Origin of the sequence: Picosynechococcus sp. PCC 7002 (assembly GCF_963860125.1) — a bacterium.
Taxonomy (GTDB): Bacteria; Cyanobacteriota; Cyanobacteriia; order Cyanobacteriales; family MRBY01; genus MRBY01.
Window position 1 is genome coordinate 1,057,519 of sequence record NZ_CAWLFA010000001.1, and the last position, 14,914, is coordinate 1,072,432.

Here is a 14,914-nt window from a genome sequence, read left to right on the forward strand (position 1 = left end):
GCGATCACTACATTCTTTTGAGAATATTCAACAATATTTAACGCTCCTCTGGGGCGAGAGTCCTCACGGTAATCACCTGGGGAGGCGTTGCGTCGGGGGGATAGAAAAAGTCAATTTCGGCGGTGCGACTTGTGCCAGGGGGAATTTCCAGGGTGGCAAGGGGTTCTGAGCGTTGGCCCCGATGTTGTACTAGGTGGACATAGCGGGTAATCTGGCGTCGGTATTCGTTGGGATAGTTGATGCGGACAGTGCCTCGATAGAAAACACGGTTGGGGGGCGATTCAAAAAAGGAAAGGCGATCGCTATGGAGATCATCCTTAATCGGCGTTTGAAACGTTAGCGACGTCCACTGATATTCATCGCTCGTATTTTCAAGGGGGAAAGTCAGTTTGTAGTGGACTAAATAGTTACCATGGCCCTGGAGCGCGGTATCAGGGTAACGGGTGAGCATGGGGGCGCTTTGGACTTGGTCGGTGCCAAAGGTGCCAGTGCTGGTGGTGCTAATGGGGAAAGAAATCGCTTCGCCGGGGGCGGGGATTGCTAAACTCTCTGCGTCTGGATCAGTGACGGTGGCTTCCCACTGACTACCGACGGAAATACCTGCAACCCGGCCATAAATAATGCGACCAGGATCTTTACTGGGAACTGGGGGCAGATCCCGGGGTTCTACAAGCTGACCTTGGGTGAGGAGCGATCGCCATTCATTGAGGCTGGGGGGACGGGAGCGGACAGCTTTCCCTTCGACAATACTGCCATTATTGCTAATACTGCTGGTGGCAATTTCTTCGCGGACTTCATATTTCGCTAAATTTGCCAAGTAAACGCTACCATCCGTTTCCACTTGTAAGTAGGTAGAGCGAGCACCGCTAACCGGGATGGGGAGATTCGCCAAAACCACGGTGCTGTAGGGGGGAATACGTAGAATCTCTGGGAATTGCGTTTGGCTTTTGCCCCGGAGGGTATCGCTCACCAGTCGGGAGCCAGGGCCGGAATAGACATGACCCTGGGGATCCTCAACGAAGGGTAATAGTTCGCGGAAGGGGGCATCTTTACTATTGAGGTAACTAATGCCTTGGAGAATTTTGAGGGTGCGGGGGCTTCCAGTCGGATTGTTGACCAACAAGCCTTGGTACAGGGTGCGCTGCTCCGTGGCGGGACGGGAAATGTGGTGGGTAAAAATATCAAAGCGTCCTTCGAGGGGGGTTTCGAGGTGGGCGATCGCCTGGCTTTTTCCTGCCTTTGGGAAGGTCGATAATAAGATGCCTTCCTGGGCAATGACTTCAGGGCTGTTGCTGTTAAAGACGGGAATTTCATTGAGACTCCCCGGCAAAGGGCGCACCTCTTGGGGTTCCGTCACGATGGCCGCCGGCGATCGCCCCACAGAAGACCCCTGATCCTCCCCTGGTTGTGGTACTTGGTGGGGGAGTAACTCTTCCTTCGACCTGTTCTCTTGGGCCACCAATAAAGGGGCAGATTCCTGGGCAATGAGCAAAGAAGCAAACAGGTCAAACATGGACTCTATCAAAAAAAGTAAATTTAGAATAAACCAAAGTGCAGTGGCACTGAATCATTATCGCGGCTCTAAGTTCCCGACGCGCGGTGATCAATCAGTGGTCAAGGGGCACAATTTCAGACAAAACAGTAACTTCTTTGGCATGATGGGCTAGGGATTTTAATTGCTAAACAGTTGCTAAAACTCTCCACTCTAATCAGACTAGACCACAATGTTGAGAATTTTAAGGGTATTTTCACTATTAGATCGCTACATTATGGCGCAACTTGTGGGGCCTTTCCTATTTGGGTTAGGAATTTTCACGAGTTTGGGCCTCACCATCGGCGTTCTCTTTGAGGTAATGCGCAACGTGGTCGCCAATGAAATCACCTGGGCGATCGCCTTCCAAATTCTCGCTCTCCGTCTCCCAGAATTTCTCGTCCTCGGCCTCCCTATGGCAACCCTACTGGGTACCCTCACCGCCTACAGCAGCCTATCTTCCTTTAGTGAAATTATCGCCTTACGGAGCGTTGGTTTGCCCCCCTTGCGGCTGATGTTGCCCGGTCTGCTTTTGGGGTTACTGATCACGGGCATCACCTTTGGCCTCAACGATTGGATTGTCCCCCAGACCACGAAACAAGCCAGCACCATTGCCAACATTGCTCAGGGCGAAGCAACCATTGACTACCAAGAAAAAAATATCATCTACCCCGAATATCAACGGGTAAAAACGGCCACTGGTAACCGCGAAATCCTCAAAACCCTCTTTTATGCCGAGACCTTCGATGGCACCCAAATGAACAATCTCACCATCCTCGATCGAGCCGCCGTCGATACCCAAAGAATTATCACCGCCGCCGCCGCCCAGTGGAATGCCAATGAACAGGGTTGGCTGGTGCAGGATGGCAGTATTTATCAAATTGGGGCCAATGGTTCCTTTAGTGACATCGAGCAGTTTGAAACCAACTTTTTAAATCTGTCTGATGCCCCTTTGATCCTCGCCACCCGCTGTCAACGCCCAAATGAAATGACCCTCCAGGTGATTGATGTTTGTTTAGAGAGCCTCAAGTTAAGTCGTAATGAAAGGCGGATCCGGACGCTCCAGGTGAGAAAACAAGAAAAATTTTCCGTCCCCTTCGTTTGTATTGTCTTTGCGATGGTCGGCTCGGCCATTGGCCTGCGCCCGCAAAACTCAAGCCGAGCGACCAGTGTTGGCCTATCGGTGGCCATCGTTTTTGCCTACTATCTCATTTCTGTGATTTCCAGCTCCATGGGAGTCTGGGGAACGATTACGCCGTTTATGGGGACGTGGTTTCCTAATCTATTGGGGTTAGTGGCCGCAGGGACAATTCTCTGGCGGACAGGCTAGGCAATATTGTCACAAACAAAAAAGAGGTAGGTTTATCCCCTACCTCCAAAACGTTTTACTGAAAAGAATCAGTCTATGACCAGACCCAGGGTTTTAACCTAGTACTGTCTCAGCGGTTTTAACAACGTTGTCCACGGTGAAACCAAATTTCTCCATGACCACACCACCAGGAGCGGAAGCACCGTAGGTGTCAATACCGATGACAGCGCCTTCAAAGCCAACGTACTTGTACCAGCTCATGGTGGCACCAGCCTCCACGGCAACCCGTTTGGTTACAGCTTTCGGCAGTACGGACTCTTGGTAAGCGGCATCTTGCTCTTCAAAGCGTTCCACACAGGGCATGGAAACAACACGGACATTTTTGCCGTTTGCCCGGAGTGCTTTTGCTGCTTCGACACAAAGCTGCACTTCACTCCCTGTACCAATCAAAATCAGATCAGGGGTGCCTTCGCTATCGGAAAGGATGTAGCCACCTTTTTCCGCATTTTCGATGGAACTGCCTTCGAGGTTGGGGAGACCTTGACGGGTGAGGGCTAAGAGGGTCGGCGTTGTCGCACTTTCCACAGCAACTTTATAGGCACCGGAGGTTTCGTTGGTATCTGCCGGACGATAAACATAGAGGTTCGGCATCGCCCGCAGAGAAGCAACATGCTCGATCGGTTGGTGGGTGGGGCCGTCTTCTCCAAGGGCAATGGAGTCGTGGGTCATTACCCAAATGACCCGTGCTTCGGACAGGGCCGATAAACGGATGGAATTTCGCATGTAGTCGGAGAACACAAGGAAAGTGGCTCCGTAAGGGATTAAACCTGTACCGTGGAGGGCGATGCCATTACAGATCGCGCCCATGGCATGTTCCCGGACGCCGAAGTGGACGTTGCGGTTTTCGTAGGCACCTTTTTGGAAATCGCCAGAAACGTGGATTTCTGTCAGGTTGGAGTGAGTCAAGTCCGCAGAACCACCGATCAATTCTGGTAATACCGGGGCGATCGCATTCAGGGTTACTTCGGAGTGCTTACGGGTCGCAAGACCTTTATCGGCGGGCGTTGCGGTGGGTAAAGCGTCAGCCCAGTTTGCGGGGGGCTTCCCAGAAAGAATCCGCTCTAATTCTGCAGCCTCCTCGGCATATTTTGTTTTGTAGGTGGCCCATACTTGGTCCCACTCTGCTTCGGCGCTGGCACCCCGTTCAACGGCTTTCCGGAAATGGTTGAGGGCATCTTCAGGCACTTCAAAAGGCCCATAGTTCCATTCGAGGGATTTACGGGTCAGTTCAATTTCGTCGGCACCAAGGGCTGCCCCGTGTACCCCAGCGGTATCTGCTTTGTTGGGGGAACCGTAACCAATGGTCGTTGTGATTTTGATCAAAGAGGGCTTGTCAGTCACTGCCTTAGCCGCTTCAATGGCTTTGGCGATCGCCTCAATGTCATTGTTGCCATCTTCGACATGGAGCACGTGCCAACCGTAGGACTCATAGCGCTTACACACATCTTCAGTGAAAGCAATGTCCGTGGAGCCGTCGATGGAAATATGGTTATCGTCGTAGAGGGCAATTAATTTGCCCAGACCCCAGTGACCCGCAATGGATGCCGCTTCCCCGGAGATTCCTTCCATGTTGCAACCATCACCCATAATCACATAGGTGTAATGGTCAAAAATTTTGGCATCGGGCTTGTTGTAGCGGGCTGCGAGGTGTGCTTCCGCGAGGGCGAGGCCGACGGCATTGGCGATCCCTTGGCCGAGGGGGCCAGTCGTAACTTCTACACCAGGGGTCTCGAAGTTTTCAGGGTGACCAGGGGTCTTCGATTTCCATTGACGAAATTGCTTGATGTCTTCGAGGGAAACACTGTCATAGCCAGCCAAGTACATCAAGGCATACTGCAGCATCGAACCGTGACCCGCTGACAAAACAAAGCGATCGCGGTTAACCCATTTCGGATTTTTGGGGTTGAACCGCATAAATTTGTCCCAGAGGGTGTAGGCCATGGGAGCGGCGCCCATCGGTAAACCGGGGTGACCAGATTTTGCCTTCTCGACGCCATCAATTGCTAAAAAGCGAATTGCATTAATACAAAGCTGATCTATAGATTGGGTTGCAACGGTCATAGTGAAAATTTCTGACAGTAAACGACAAATAAAGAAAAACTATAGGGAGTTGTTAGACCATCAAGAAGCGCAAATTGCCCTCCTCAAAATCCCCCCCATCATCCCACTGTTAGGATCACTGGGCAAGAATGATTCTGTCAAATCGCTAACATTTACTCGGACTAAATTTTTATTCCGGGCGATATTTCTTAAACGCAAGGGTAACGTTATGGCCGCCAAATCCAAAAGAGTTAGAAAGGGCAACTTCAACTGGGTGTTCGCGGCTTTCGTTGGGAACGTAATCTAAATCACAACCTTCCTGGGGATTTTCGAGGTTGATCGTCGGCGGAACGCGATCATTTGCGATCGCCATCACTGTGGCCACCGCCTCAATGCCCCCAGAGCCACCCAAAAGGTGACCGGTCATAGATTTTGTCGAACTCACTAAAATTTTGTAAGCCTGGTCACCGAGGGCTTTTTTAATCGCTTTTGTTTCTGTGATGTCATTGGCTGGAGTGCTGGTGCCGTGGGCATTCACGTAGTTCACTTGGTTCGGAGCCAAGCCGCCATCCTTGAGCGCCAATTCAATCGCCCGGGTTGCCCCAGCGCCGTCGGGGGTCGGTGCCGTCATGTGGTAAGCATCGCAGGTCATGCCATAACCAACGATTTCCCCGTAGATTTTTGCCCCCCGTGCCAGGGCATGCTCTAGCTCTTCCAGGATTAAAATGCCCGCCCCTTCACCCATCACAAAGCCATCGCGATCTTGATCAAAAGGACGACAAGCGTGTTTCGGATCATCATTACGGGTCGATAACGCCCGGGCCGAGGCAAATCCCGCAAAACTGAGGGGGGTTACAGCTGCCTCGGTGCCCCCAGAAATCATCGCTTTCGCGTAACCCTGTTGGACGAGTCGGAAAGCTTCCCCAACCGCATTGGAACCTGCGGCACAGGCCGTCACAGTACAGCTATTGGGGCCTTGGGCACCGGTATGGATCGCCGTCAATCCCGCCGCCATATTAGCAATCATCATCGGAATCATGAAGGGGCTACAGCGGCTGGGGCCTTTCTCCAGGTAAATTTCCTGCTGGTCTTCCATCACCTTAATCCCGCCGACGCCAGTGCCGATCATTACGCCGATATCGGGGGCATTGTCAGCATTGATCTCTAGGCCAGCATCGGCGAGGGCTTGTTTACTGGCAGCCACGGCGAACTGGGAGAACCGATCCATGCGTTTCGCTTCTTTTTTCGGGATGAATGCGAGGGGATCAAAGCCTTTTACTTCACCTGCAATGCGACAGGCATGTTGGGAAGCGTCAAATGCGGTCACGAGGTCAATGCCATTGCGACCGGTCATGAGTCCTTCCCAATACTCCTCTAGGGTATTACCAATCGGGGTGATCGCACCTAAACCGGTGATTACAACGCGATACGGAGATGAGTGTGCCATGGCTGATTTGAGTGGTTTTGCAGTGGGAAAAAAGGCTTGTGCATCCAAAGGAAGCGACAATCAATCATAAAAACTAGCGAGAAAGCCGCGATAACTTTTGGAAGTTCGCAGCTCTGGAAGTTGAGGTTAAACTGACTAGACTAAATGGCTTAGTTGGCGCCAGTTTTTTCAGCGATGATGTTAACTGCTTCTCCCACCGTAGTGATTTTTTCAGCAACATCGTCGGGAATATCGATATCAAATTCTTCTTCGAAGGCCATGACCAGCTCGACTGTGTCGAGGGAGTCTGCATCAAGGTCACTGATGAAGTTTGATTCGGGGCTTACGGAGTCAGCATCGACATCCAGCTGATCAACGATAATATTTTTAATTTTGTCAAAAATTTCCTGGTTCATTGATGATTCCTAAAAATCTACCTGAGCGGTTCCCATACTTTGTTAAAGAATATGAGCGCTCATAAATTTAGCATTTTGTTGTGCTGACTAAAAATAGACTTATTAAATTAACATAAGCTGGAGTTTATTGTATCGGATGCTGGTTCCCTTCCGAGGCGATCGCCGCAAAAATAATTTTTTAGAGATGATTGTCAGGGAGGAAGGCAAGTGGATAAACTGATTGGGGTATTTCAGAGAATATATAAAGCATGTCAGCCATCCGCACGCTACACCAACAACTCATTGCAAAGGAACGTTCTGCCGTCGAAATTTTGACGGAAACGTTTGCCCATATCGAAGCGGTGGAACCCAAGGTTAAAGCGTTTTTAACCCTGACTAAGGAACAAGCCTTGGCCCAGGCGGCGCAAGTGGATGCAAAAATTGCCGCGGGGGAAACCATTGGCCTCCTAGAAGGCATCCCCATTGCGATCAAGGACAATCTCTGTACGAAAGGTATTCAGACGACCTGTGCTTCGCGCATCCTCGAAGGCTTTGTGCCGACCTACGAATCGACCGTCACCCAGGAGTTGCAGGAAGCTGGGGCGATCATGGTGGGCAAAACCAATTTGGATGAGTTTGCCATGGGGAGTTCGACGGAAAATTCTGGCTATCAAGTGACGGGTAATCCCTGGGATGTGACGCGGGTACCGGGAGGCTCCTCTGGGGGGTCAGCGGCGGCAGTGGCAGCAGGGGAAGCCCCAATCGCCCTGGGTTCAGATACCGGCGGTTCGATTCGGCAACCGGCTTCTTTATGTGGGGTTGTGGGCCTTAAACCGACCTATGGCCTGGTGTCTCGTTTTGGCTTGGTGGCCTATGCGTCTTCTTTGGATCAAATTGGCCCCTTTGCGCGGACGGTAGAAGATACAGCAATTCTTTTAGAGGCGATCGCCGGCCATGATCCCAAAGATTCCACCAGTTTAGATGTGGATATTCCCCAATATAGTCAGTTACTCCAGCCGGAACTCCCCAAGGATAAGCCCCTGAAAATTGGCATCATCCAAGAAACTTTTGGGGAAGGGCTCGATCCAGAAGTGGCTGAAGCGGTTCAAAAGGCGATCGCCCAACTTCAGGAACTCGGTGCCGAAGTCGAAACCATTTCCTGTCCCCGCTTCCGTTACGGCTTACCCGCCTACTACATCATTGCCCCGTCCGAAGCCTCTGCAAATTTGGCCCGTTACGATGCCGTCAAATATGGCACCCGTAATGCTGCAGCCGATAACCTTGTTGACATGTACACCCAAACCCGGGCCGCTGGTTTTGGCCCCGAGGTAAAGCGCCGAATTATGCTCGGCACCTATACCCTCTCCGCTGGTTACTATGATGCCTACTACCTCAAAGCCCAGAAAGTACGCACTTTAATTAAAAAAGATTTCGATCAAGCCTTTGCCAAAGTGGACGTGCTTATTTGTCCCACTTCTCCCAGCACCGCTTTCAAAGCTGGCGAAAAAACCGACGATCCCCTCAGTATGTATCTTTCTGACTTGATGACCATTCCCGTCAATTTGGCCGGTCTGCCGGCTCTGAGTCTTCCCTGTGGTTTTGATGCCCAGGGACTCCCCATCGGGATGCAACTGATCGGCAATGTTCTCCGAGAGGATCTCTTACTTCAGGTGGCCCATGTCTATGAACAGGCAACGGCTTGGCACCAGAAGCAACCCCAACTGTAAGCAGTATTCACACATCGATAAATAATTTACCGTCTCATCTTTAGCTCACGTTAAAGCTCCCCCTCGAAAAAACTGCAGGGGGATTTTTTATGCCGTAGCAGAACCCTAATAACCAAGATCAAAAAAAAGCGAACAGATAATCTGTCCGCTGACCAATCAACTAAATATAAATTGCAGCTATACCTACTCTATCCATAGGTAAGTTGATATAAATTACTTGACGCTTGCTTTTGCACCAGCATCTTCAAGCTGCTTCTTGATGGCTTCAGCATCTTCTTTGCCAGTGGCTTCTTTGATGGGCTTAGGCGCAGATTCAACCATTTCTTTGGCTTCCTTAAGACCGAGGCCAGTGATGCCACGAACAACCTTAAGAACAGCGATTTTCTTGTCAGCGGGAACTTCGTCGAGAATAACGTCAAATTCAGTCTTCTCTTCAACTTCCTCAGCAGCAGCAGCACCAGGGGCCGCCATTACCATGCCACCAACGGGAGCAGCAGCGCTAACGCCAAAGGTTTCTTCGATTTGCTTAACTAATTCAGCTGCTTCAAGCAGGGTTAGAGATTGCAACTTCTCCAAAATTTCATCGGTAGTAGCAGACATTTAATCTATCTCCTTAGTGAATAAAAATTACGTTTAGAACAACGAGAAAATTAAGCCGCCATGACATAGATCACGCGACGTTGAGGGTTAGGCTGCTTCTTTTTCGGAAACAGCTTTGATGGCTCTGGCCAAAGAACCCGGTACTTCGTTGATGCCGATGGCAATTTTTGCAGTAACTGCATTGATCGCACCTGCAATCTGACCGTAAAGTTGGTCTTTGGTGGGCAGATCACCGAGGGCTTCGATTTGGTCACTGGTTAAAGCTTGACCTTCCATAACGCCGCCACGAAGTTCGGTTTTCTTCGTTGCTTTGCGGAATTCTTTGTAAGCTTTAACGGCGGAAGCAACATCTTCTCCAGCAATTAAAAATGCGGAGGAATCTTTTAAAAGAGATTGCACGGGTTGCCACGTTTCATCACCATCAACGGCAATATGCATCAGCGTGTTTTTCGCAATTTTGCAATATGCCCCGGCAGGACGAAGGCGGTTACGCAAATCAGTGATTTCCGCAACGGTTAAACCCTTGTAATCAATCACAAAAGTAAGTTGTGCATCCTTGAGCAGATCCTTGATCTCAGCAACCAATTCTTGCTTATCTGCTAGCGATTTTCCCATTCTGTTCTCACCTCCTTTTTGGGGAAAGGTTATTAAAGTAGGGACAAAAAAATAGACCCCAGCGACAATGCCAGGGTCACGCTCTTCTTCCAAGCAAACTTGGAAAAAAACTTGTTTAGTCTTGTAGCGTTTTACCTCGGCAGGATATTAAGCGATCGCCCCTGCTGTCTCTGGCATGAATAAAATCTATTTAATTGTTTTACCTAAGAGGGCCTAGGCTTTTTCTTCAATGAAAAGATCCCGGAGGGCGTTGATATCCACCTGGATCGAAGGTCCCATGGAAGCAGAGACATAAATGCTCCGCCAGTAACGACCTTTGGCCCCAGAAGGACGATTCCGGTCGATAGTTTCCTGAAGAGCCTTTAAGTTTACCAGAAGATCTTCCGCAGCGAAAGAGGATTTACCAAAAAGCACGTGGACAATCCCTGCGCGGTCAGCCCGGAACTCTTGTTTCCCTGCTTTAAAAGCGGCGATCGCCGTGGCGACATCCGTAGTCACAGTGCCACCTTTGGGCGAAGGCATCAAACCACGGGGGCCAAGCTGACGACCCAAACGAGCCACCTTCGGCATCATATCCGGCGTTGCGATCAAGACTTCAAAGTCCATCATGCCCTTTTGGATATCTTCGATGAGTTCCTCAGAACCAACGAGGTCTGCACCGGACTCCTCTGCAACCTTTACCTGTTCACCACTAGTAATGACAGCGACCCGCACAGACTGACCGGTACCTTTCGGAAAAGCAACAGTCGTTCTCAACTGCTGATCCGTGTACTTCGGATCAATCCCTAAACGGATGTGGGCCTCAGCTGTTTCATCAAACTTGGCCGTGGCAGTTTCTTTCAAAAGGGTCAAAGCTTCTAGAGGCTCATAGGCTCTATCTTCAACCTTTTCAAGCGCCTCACGAAGCCGACGAGATAATTTTTTTGCCATACTTACTCCTTGGGTACATAACGAGACACACGCCTCTCCCCAAACATAAAGATTAAAAACTTAACTGTTGTATTCAGTTTCCAAGCAGTTACTAATCCGTAACTGTAATGCCCATATTCCGTGCTGTACCGGCAACAATATTCATTGCTGCTTCGATATCGTTCGCATTCAAATCAGGCATTTTAGTTTGGGCGATTTCCTGGAGTTGTGCCCGGGAAATAGAACCCGCCTTCTGCTTATTAGGCTGGGCAGAACCTTTCTCAACCCCAGCTGCCTTACGAATCAAGACAGAAGCGGGGGGCGTTTTCAGGATAAAGGTGAAACTCCGGTCTTCATATACCGAGATTTCTACAGGAATAATCATGCCTGCCTGGTCAGAAGTCTTCGCGTTGTACTCCTTACAGAAGGCCATGATGTTAACCCCATGCTGACCCAGGGCTGGCCCAACAGGAGGTGCAGGGTTGGCCTTACCCGCAGGCAAGGCTAATTTAATTACCGTAACAACTTTTTTTGCCATCGCTAGCTCTGTTTTTCCACTTGAGTAAATTCAAGTTCTACTGGCGTATCTCGACCAAAGATCGACAATAGAGCTTTCAGTTTGCTGCGCTCAGGGCTGACTTCAATGATCTCGCCTTCAAAATCCTTAAAAGGACCAGAAAGCACAAGAATTTTGTCGCCAATGGCCATATCGACTTTAACAGTCGGTTCAACAACCTGAGCTTGTTTAAAGATGCGCTCTACTTCAGACTTACTGAGAGGCACGGGTTTAACATGGCCCCGTCCCCGACCGTAGCTACGCTTCTGTTCGGCCCCAACAAAATTAATCACATGGGGCGTATTTTTGATAACCTGCCAAGCTTCATCATCTAGGGTCATCTGAATCAAGACATAACCAGGAAAAACCTTTTCTTCTCCATGTTGCCGACTGCCATCCTTACGGATTTTGACGGTTGGGGTTTGGGGAATCTGAACCTGAAAGATCCGATCCGCCACATCGAGAGTATGAATCCGTTGTTCAAGGTTTGCTTTGACTCTTTGTTCGCACCCAGATGCAACTTGGACGGCATACCAACGCGGTTTGGGTCCAGCTTGCGTTCCTGTGTATTCTTCTGAATGTTCCATAGAAAGTTAAAGAGTCTTTTAAAATACAGCACCTGAAACGAAAATGAAGAGATTGTCTACGACGTAGATAACAGTCGCAACAAGAATCACCATCAAAATGACAGCGGCAGATTCACTAATGAGCTGCTGGCGAGAGGGCCAAACAACCTTAGCTAGTTCTTCTTTTGTTTCATTGGCGTATTTCGTAACATCGAAACCTTCGGGCTTATTGGCTTCAGTCTCGACGGTCTTCTTTGTTTTGGCCACAATCAGAAACTCCTCCCAGAGCCACTCTGCAATACTTCAACTAAAGTTTAATGTAAATGATACGCGCCCTGGAGGACTCGAACCCCCGACATCAGGTTTTGGAGACCTGCGTTCTACCAACTGAACTAAGGACGCTTGGGTGCTTGCTCTTAACAAGCCTTAGCAATCTTAGCACAGGTGGCAGGCTTTGTGCAAAACATTTTGAGCGAGTCAAATGGATTACAAAAAGCCTAGATCGGGCGATCAAAACGTTGCTTGATCCGAGTTGCTTTACCAACGCGATCGCGCAAGTAATACAGTTTAGCCCGGCGGACTTTACCGCGACGGATAACCTTGATGTTATCGACGAGGGGAGAGTGCAACAGGAAGACCCGTTCAACACCAATCCCTTGGAAGATTTTGCGCACAGTGATGGTTTCGTTAATCCCACCATTGCGCATGGCAATAACGGTACCTTCGTAGGGCTGAACCCGTTCTTTGGTACCTTCTTTGATTTTGACTCCGACTCGAACGGTGTCGCCCACGTGGATGGTCGGTAGATCATCCTTGAGCTGCTCCGCTTCGATGGAGCGAATGATTGCTTCAGCGTTCATGGTTTTTCAAAAAACTCACAATTTATCAGTATATGTACAATACAACTTAAAGTCAAAATAAAACCTGATTTTTGGAATTTGATCGTTCCAAAGAAAAAGTGAGCCAAAATTGACTCACTTTCAGGACTAATTTTTCGCTTTTAGAAGCAATATGTGTGAGGAATTAGACTTGTTTTTTTTCAGCCTTAGAAGCTAAAGGTAGTACGTACAGAACCCACAACAACAGTGTCATTATCGTCATTTTGGTTGGGGTTGAATACGACATAAGCACCGGGAGTAATGGTGATGTTGTCGTTGAGCTTGTAGCGATACTGAAGTTCAGCGAGATAGCTGCTGTCGCTGTCATCGTTGTAGTTCACTTCAATTTGACCGAAGTCGATGTTACCGCTAGTCAGCTTAGGTGTTTGACCGAAGATCAGACCAAGGACATTACCTTCGCCACCGACATCAAGTAAAGCTGCGTTGACAGCCCAGTTCCAAACATCAAAGTTACCAGTGACATTGGGATCTTCGATGTCTGCGGTAGTGTAACCAACCCAACCGCCAAGGTTGAATTTGTCACCAATTAGCCAGCTACCTTGTAAACCAAAGTTGTTAGAAGAAACAGCCAGGGAGTTAAAGGTGGGGTCGTTAGCAATGACGCTGCCAGTGCTACCACTCAAGTTAACATCGCCCGCTTTTTGGTAGCGGTTGGCATAGAAGGCAGAGAACATAATGTCATCAGCCGGTTTGAAATCGAGCTGAGCGCCTGCGGTGTAGTTACCGTTAAAAAGACCATTCTTTTCTTCGGGATTGTTCACATCGCCATCGTCTGCCAGGTAAGCTGCGGAGAAAGTAAATCTCTCGCCGAGGTCAAAGTTGAAACCAGCACCAGCGCCATCGGGGCCACGGTAGATGGGGTTAAAGCGACCAAAGCGAGACAGAGCGCCACTACCGCTGCTTTCAAAATAAGGACTGGTGGCATCGAAAATATCGTCAATTCCCATGCCTACGGCACCAACATAAGCTGTGACGTTATCACCAACGGGGAATCGGTAGAATAATTTGCCGATCTCGACGTCATTACCATTATCGGTGTCAAAGCCAAGGCGAGCAGAATCTACACCGGTGGCATCATCAAAGGCAGTGATGTTACCAGCTTCTAGACGAGTCCGCAGGCGGTCTTTGCCAGTAAAGCTAGTGTCAAGGTTTAGACGAACGCGGTTGCTGAAGGTGATTTCATCGTCGATGTCATCATTATCGGCAAGTCCAGTAAAGAAATCTTGTAAGTCTCCGTCGTCTCCAAGACCAAAAGAAAACCCTAGAGCGTCTTCATCGATGCCAAGACCTACGAAAAATTCTTTGAGAAGCTCTCTCTCTTCAGAAGAAATATCTTGGTAATCAACTACGTCAAATAACTCTTCAAAGGTAACAGTCTCAGGATCGAAGTCTCCACCAGGAAATTCAATAGAATCAAGTGCTAGAGGCGAAGCTTTCTCTTCACCAAAAGCACCGCCGAGGTTGAAGATTACTTCTCCACCGAGTTTGGTGGTAGTGGAGAATTGGTTGTCTTCGAGGAATTCAACGCGGCCTTCGAGGTCATCAACGCGAGCACCGAGGGTGGCGAGTTCTGCTTCGAATTCGTTCACGAGACGACGGAGTGCAGCGAGATCTTCGGGGGTTACTTCAGAAGTACCACTTTGAATCATCCGCTCGATCTGCTGTAAACAAGCGTTTAGACCAGCAGCAAATTCATAACGGCTGAGGGGACGGCTACCACGGAAAGTGCCATCGGGATAACCAACGATACAGTTGTAGTTTTCGACTAGGTTGCGCAGTGCGTCAAAGGCCCAGTCAGAAGGAGAAACATCGCTGAGTTGGAAAACGCTATTAACCTGAGCGATGTCGTCTTGGCTATAGCTGTTGATTTGATCGAGAAGTTCAGTGTTGGCTTGGGCAGTGCCAGAAAAAGCTACGGTTGCACCTAGGGCAACGGAAGCGCCACTGAGAAAAGTTCTCACTGTTTTAGACATATTCGATTGAACCTCACACCTGAGATATTTTTTGACTTTGAGCTTGGGCATTTATGTTATTGATAAGCATGTTTTATTACTGCAAATCATTTTCAAAACGCCGCTTAGCAGTATAGCACCAGAAATTCACAACTTTCAATATCTGTAAAGTTGGATACGGGCTAGTTTATGGTTTGATGCACCTCTAGTGAACCAAAGGAGGATTAATATCGCCTTGATGTTGGATTAATGGCAGGTTAAAGATTCAAAAATAGACGGACGGTGGTGTGTTGGAAATGTGACAAAAAAGTTGACATAAACACGAAAGC

14 protein-coding genes, 1 tRNA gene and 1 other annotated feature are annotated in these 14,914 nt (G+C 49.1%); of the genes, 2 read left to right on the top strand and 13 right to left on the bottom strand.

What is annotated here, in order from left to right; translation table 11 throughout:
• Nucleotides 1–37: 37 nt before the first annotated feature.
• Nucleotides 38–1,513 (bottom strand): DUF3370 domain-containing protein, encoded by a 1,476-nt coding sequence (locus tag AACQ84_RS05180; RefSeq protein WP_012306647.1) that lies wholly within the window; start codon nt 1,511–1,513, stop codon nt 38–40.
• Nucleotides 1,514–1,769: 256 nt separating this feature from the next.
• On the opposite strand from AACQ84_RS05180, the gene AACQ84_RS05185 reads away from it, so the two are divergent.
• Nucleotides 1,770–2,861 carry an LptF/LptG family permease gene (locus tag AACQ84_RS05185; RefSeq protein ID WP_099241098.1) on the top strand — a complete coding sequence of 364 codons (1,092 nt, stop codon included), beginning with the start codon at nt 1,770–1,772 and terminating at the stop codon, nt 2,859–2,861.
• Nucleotides 2,862–2,954: 93 nt separating this feature from the next.
• Here the strand turns inward: AACQ84_RS05185 and tkt are convergent, their stop codons facing one another.
• The 3 genes from tkt to acpP form a co-directional block, all read right to left on the bottom strand.
• Nucleotides 2,955–4,961, bottom strand: a complete 2,007-nt coding sequence (gene tkt, locus AACQ84_RS05190) for a transketolase (RefSeq protein WP_012306649.1) — start codon at nt 4,959–4,961, stop codon at nt 2,955–2,957.
• A gap of 169 nt (nt 4,962–5,130) precedes the next feature.
• Entirely contained in the window at nt 5,131–6,387 is a 1,257-nt protein-coding gene (gene fabF, locus AACQ84_RS05195; protein ID WP_012306650.1) for a beta-ketoacyl-ACP synthase II, read from the bottom strand.
• A 149-nt stretch (nt 6,388–6,536) separates the two neighbouring features.
• Nucleotides 6,537–6,782: an acyl carrier protein gene (acpP, locus tag AACQ84_RS05200; protein ID WP_012306651.1), complete on the bottom strand. Its 246-nt coding sequence runs from the start codon at nt 6,780–6,782 to the stop codon at nt 6,537–6,539.
• A gap of 248 nt (nt 6,783–7,030) precedes the next feature.
• On the opposite strand from acpP, the gene gatA reads away from it, so the two are divergent.
• Complete coding sequence (gatA, locus tag AACQ84_RS05205) at nt 7,031–8,488, top strand: Asp-tRNA(Asn)/Glu-tRNA(Gln) amidotransferase subunit GatA (RefSeq protein ID WP_012306652.1); 1,458 nt, start codon at nt 7,031–7,033, stop codon at nt 8,486–8,488.
• A 213-nt stretch (nt 8,489–8,701) separates the two neighbouring features.
• Here the strand turns inward: gatA and rplL are convergent, their stop codons facing one another.
• The 9 genes from rplL to AACQ84_RS05250 all read right to left on the bottom strand — a co-directional run bounded on the left by rplL (nt 8,702) and on the right by AACQ84_RS05250 (nt 14,606).
• On the bottom strand, nt 8,702–9,088 hold the full coding sequence (gene rplL / locus AACQ84_RS05210; protein ID WP_012306653.1) for a 50S ribosomal protein L7/L12: 387 nt from the start codon (nt 9,086–9,088) through the stop codon (nt 8,702–8,704).
• Nucleotides 9,089–9,175: 87 nt separating this feature from the next.
• Nucleotides 9,176–9,703, bottom strand: coding sequence for a 50S ribosomal protein L10 (gene rplJ, locus AACQ84_RS05215; RefSeq protein WP_012306654.1), 528 nt, complete (start codon nt 9,701–9,703; stop codon nt 9,176–9,178).
• A 39-nt stretch (nt 9,704–9,742) separates the two neighbouring features.
• Nucleotides 9,743–9,895 (bottom strand) — a sequence feature (ribosomal protein L10 leader region).
• A gap of 21 nt (nt 9,896–9,916) precedes the next feature.
• On the bottom strand, nt 9,917–10,633 hold the full coding sequence (rplA, locus tag AACQ84_RS05220) for a 50S ribosomal protein L1 (protein WP_012306655.1): 717 nt from the start codon (nt 10,631–10,633) through the stop codon (nt 9,917–9,919).
• A gap of 91 nt (nt 10,634–10,724) precedes the next feature.
• A complete protein-coding gene (rplK, locus tag AACQ84_RS05225) occupies nt 10,725–11,150 on the bottom strand; it encodes a 50S ribosomal protein L11 (protein WP_012306656.1) in 426 nt (141 codons plus the stop codon).
• Nucleotides 11,151–11,152: 2 nt separating this feature from the next.
• A complete protein-coding gene (gene nusG / locus AACQ84_RS05230) occupies nt 11,153–11,755 on the bottom strand; it encodes a transcription termination/antitermination protein NusG (RefSeq protein WP_012306657.1) in 603 nt (200 codons plus the stop codon).
• An 18-nt stretch (nt 11,756–11,773) separates the two neighbouring features.
• Nucleotides 11,774–12,001: a preprotein translocase subunit SecE gene (gene secE, locus AACQ84_RS05235; RefSeq protein WP_012306658.1), complete on the bottom strand. Its 228-nt coding sequence runs from the start codon at nt 11,999–12,001 to the stop codon at nt 11,774–11,776.
• 62 nt (nt 12,002–12,063) lie between these two features.
• Nucleotides 12,064–12,136 (bottom strand) — tRNA-Trp (locus AACQ84_RS05240).
• Between the two features lie 95 nt (nt 12,137–12,231).
• Complete coding sequence (gene rplS, locus AACQ84_RS05245) at nt 12,232–12,594, bottom strand: 50S ribosomal protein L19 (protein WP_012306659.1); 363 nt, start codon at nt 12,592–12,594, stop codon at nt 12,232–12,234.
• 185 nt (nt 12,595–12,779) lie between these two features.
• Complete coding sequence (locus AACQ84_RS05250; RefSeq protein WP_012306660.1) at nt 12,780–14,606, bottom strand: iron uptake porin; 1,827 nt, start codon at nt 14,604–14,606, stop codon at nt 12,780–12,782.
• Nucleotides 14,607–14,914 lie beyond the last annotated feature (308 nt).

Excerpts from the sequence above, each read along its gene's own strand:
- AACQ84_RS05180 (WP_012306647.1), bottom strand. The coding sequence starts at position 1,513 with ATGTTTGACCTGTTTGCTTCTTTGCTCATTGCCCAGGAATCTGCCCCT.
- AACQ84_RS05185 (WP_099241098.1), top strand. The coding sequence starts at position 1,770 with ATGGCGCAACTTGTGGGGCCTTTCCTATTTGGGTTAGGAATTTTCACG.
- tkt (WP_012306649.1), bottom strand. The coding sequence starts at position 4,961 with ATGACCGTTGCAACCCAATCTATAGATCAGCTTTGTATTAATGCAATT.
- fabF (WP_012306650.1), bottom strand. The coding sequence starts at position 6,387 with ATGGCACACTCATCTCCGTATCGCGTTGTAATCACCGGTTTAGGTGCG.
- acpP (WP_012306651.1), bottom strand. The coding sequence starts at position 6,782 with ATGAACCAGGAAATTTTTGACAAAATTAAAAATATTATCGTTGATCAG.
- gatA (WP_012306652.1), top strand. The coding sequence starts at position 7,031 with ATGTCAGCCATCCGCACGCTACACCAACAACTCATTGCAAAGGAACGT.
- rplL (WP_012306653.1), bottom strand. The coding sequence starts at position 9,088 with ATGTCTGCTACTACCGATGAAATTTTGGAGAAGTTGCAATCTCTAACC.
- rplJ (WP_012306654.1), bottom strand. The coding sequence starts at position 9,703 with ATGGGAAAATCGCTAGCAGATAAGCAAGAATTGGTTGCTGAGATCAAG.
- rplA (WP_012306655.1), bottom strand. The coding sequence starts at position 10,633 with ATGGCAAAAAAATTATCTCGTCGGCTTCGTGAGGCGCTTGAAAAGGTT.
- rplK (WP_012306656.1), bottom strand. The coding sequence starts at position 11,150 with ATGGCAAAAAAAGTTGTTACGGTAATTAAATTAGCCTTGCCTGCGGGT.
- nusG (WP_012306657.1), bottom strand. The coding sequence starts at position 11,755 with ATGGAACATTCAGAAGAATACACAGGAACGCAAGCTGGACCCAAACCG.
- rplS (WP_012306659.1), bottom strand. The coding sequence starts at position 12,594 with ATGAACGCTGAAGCAATCATTCGCTCCATCGAAGCGGAGCAGCTCAAG.
- AACQ84_RS05250 (WP_012306660.1), bottom strand. The coding sequence starts at position 14,606 with ATGTCTAAAACAGTGAGAACTTTTCTCAGTGGCGCTTCCGTTGCCCTA.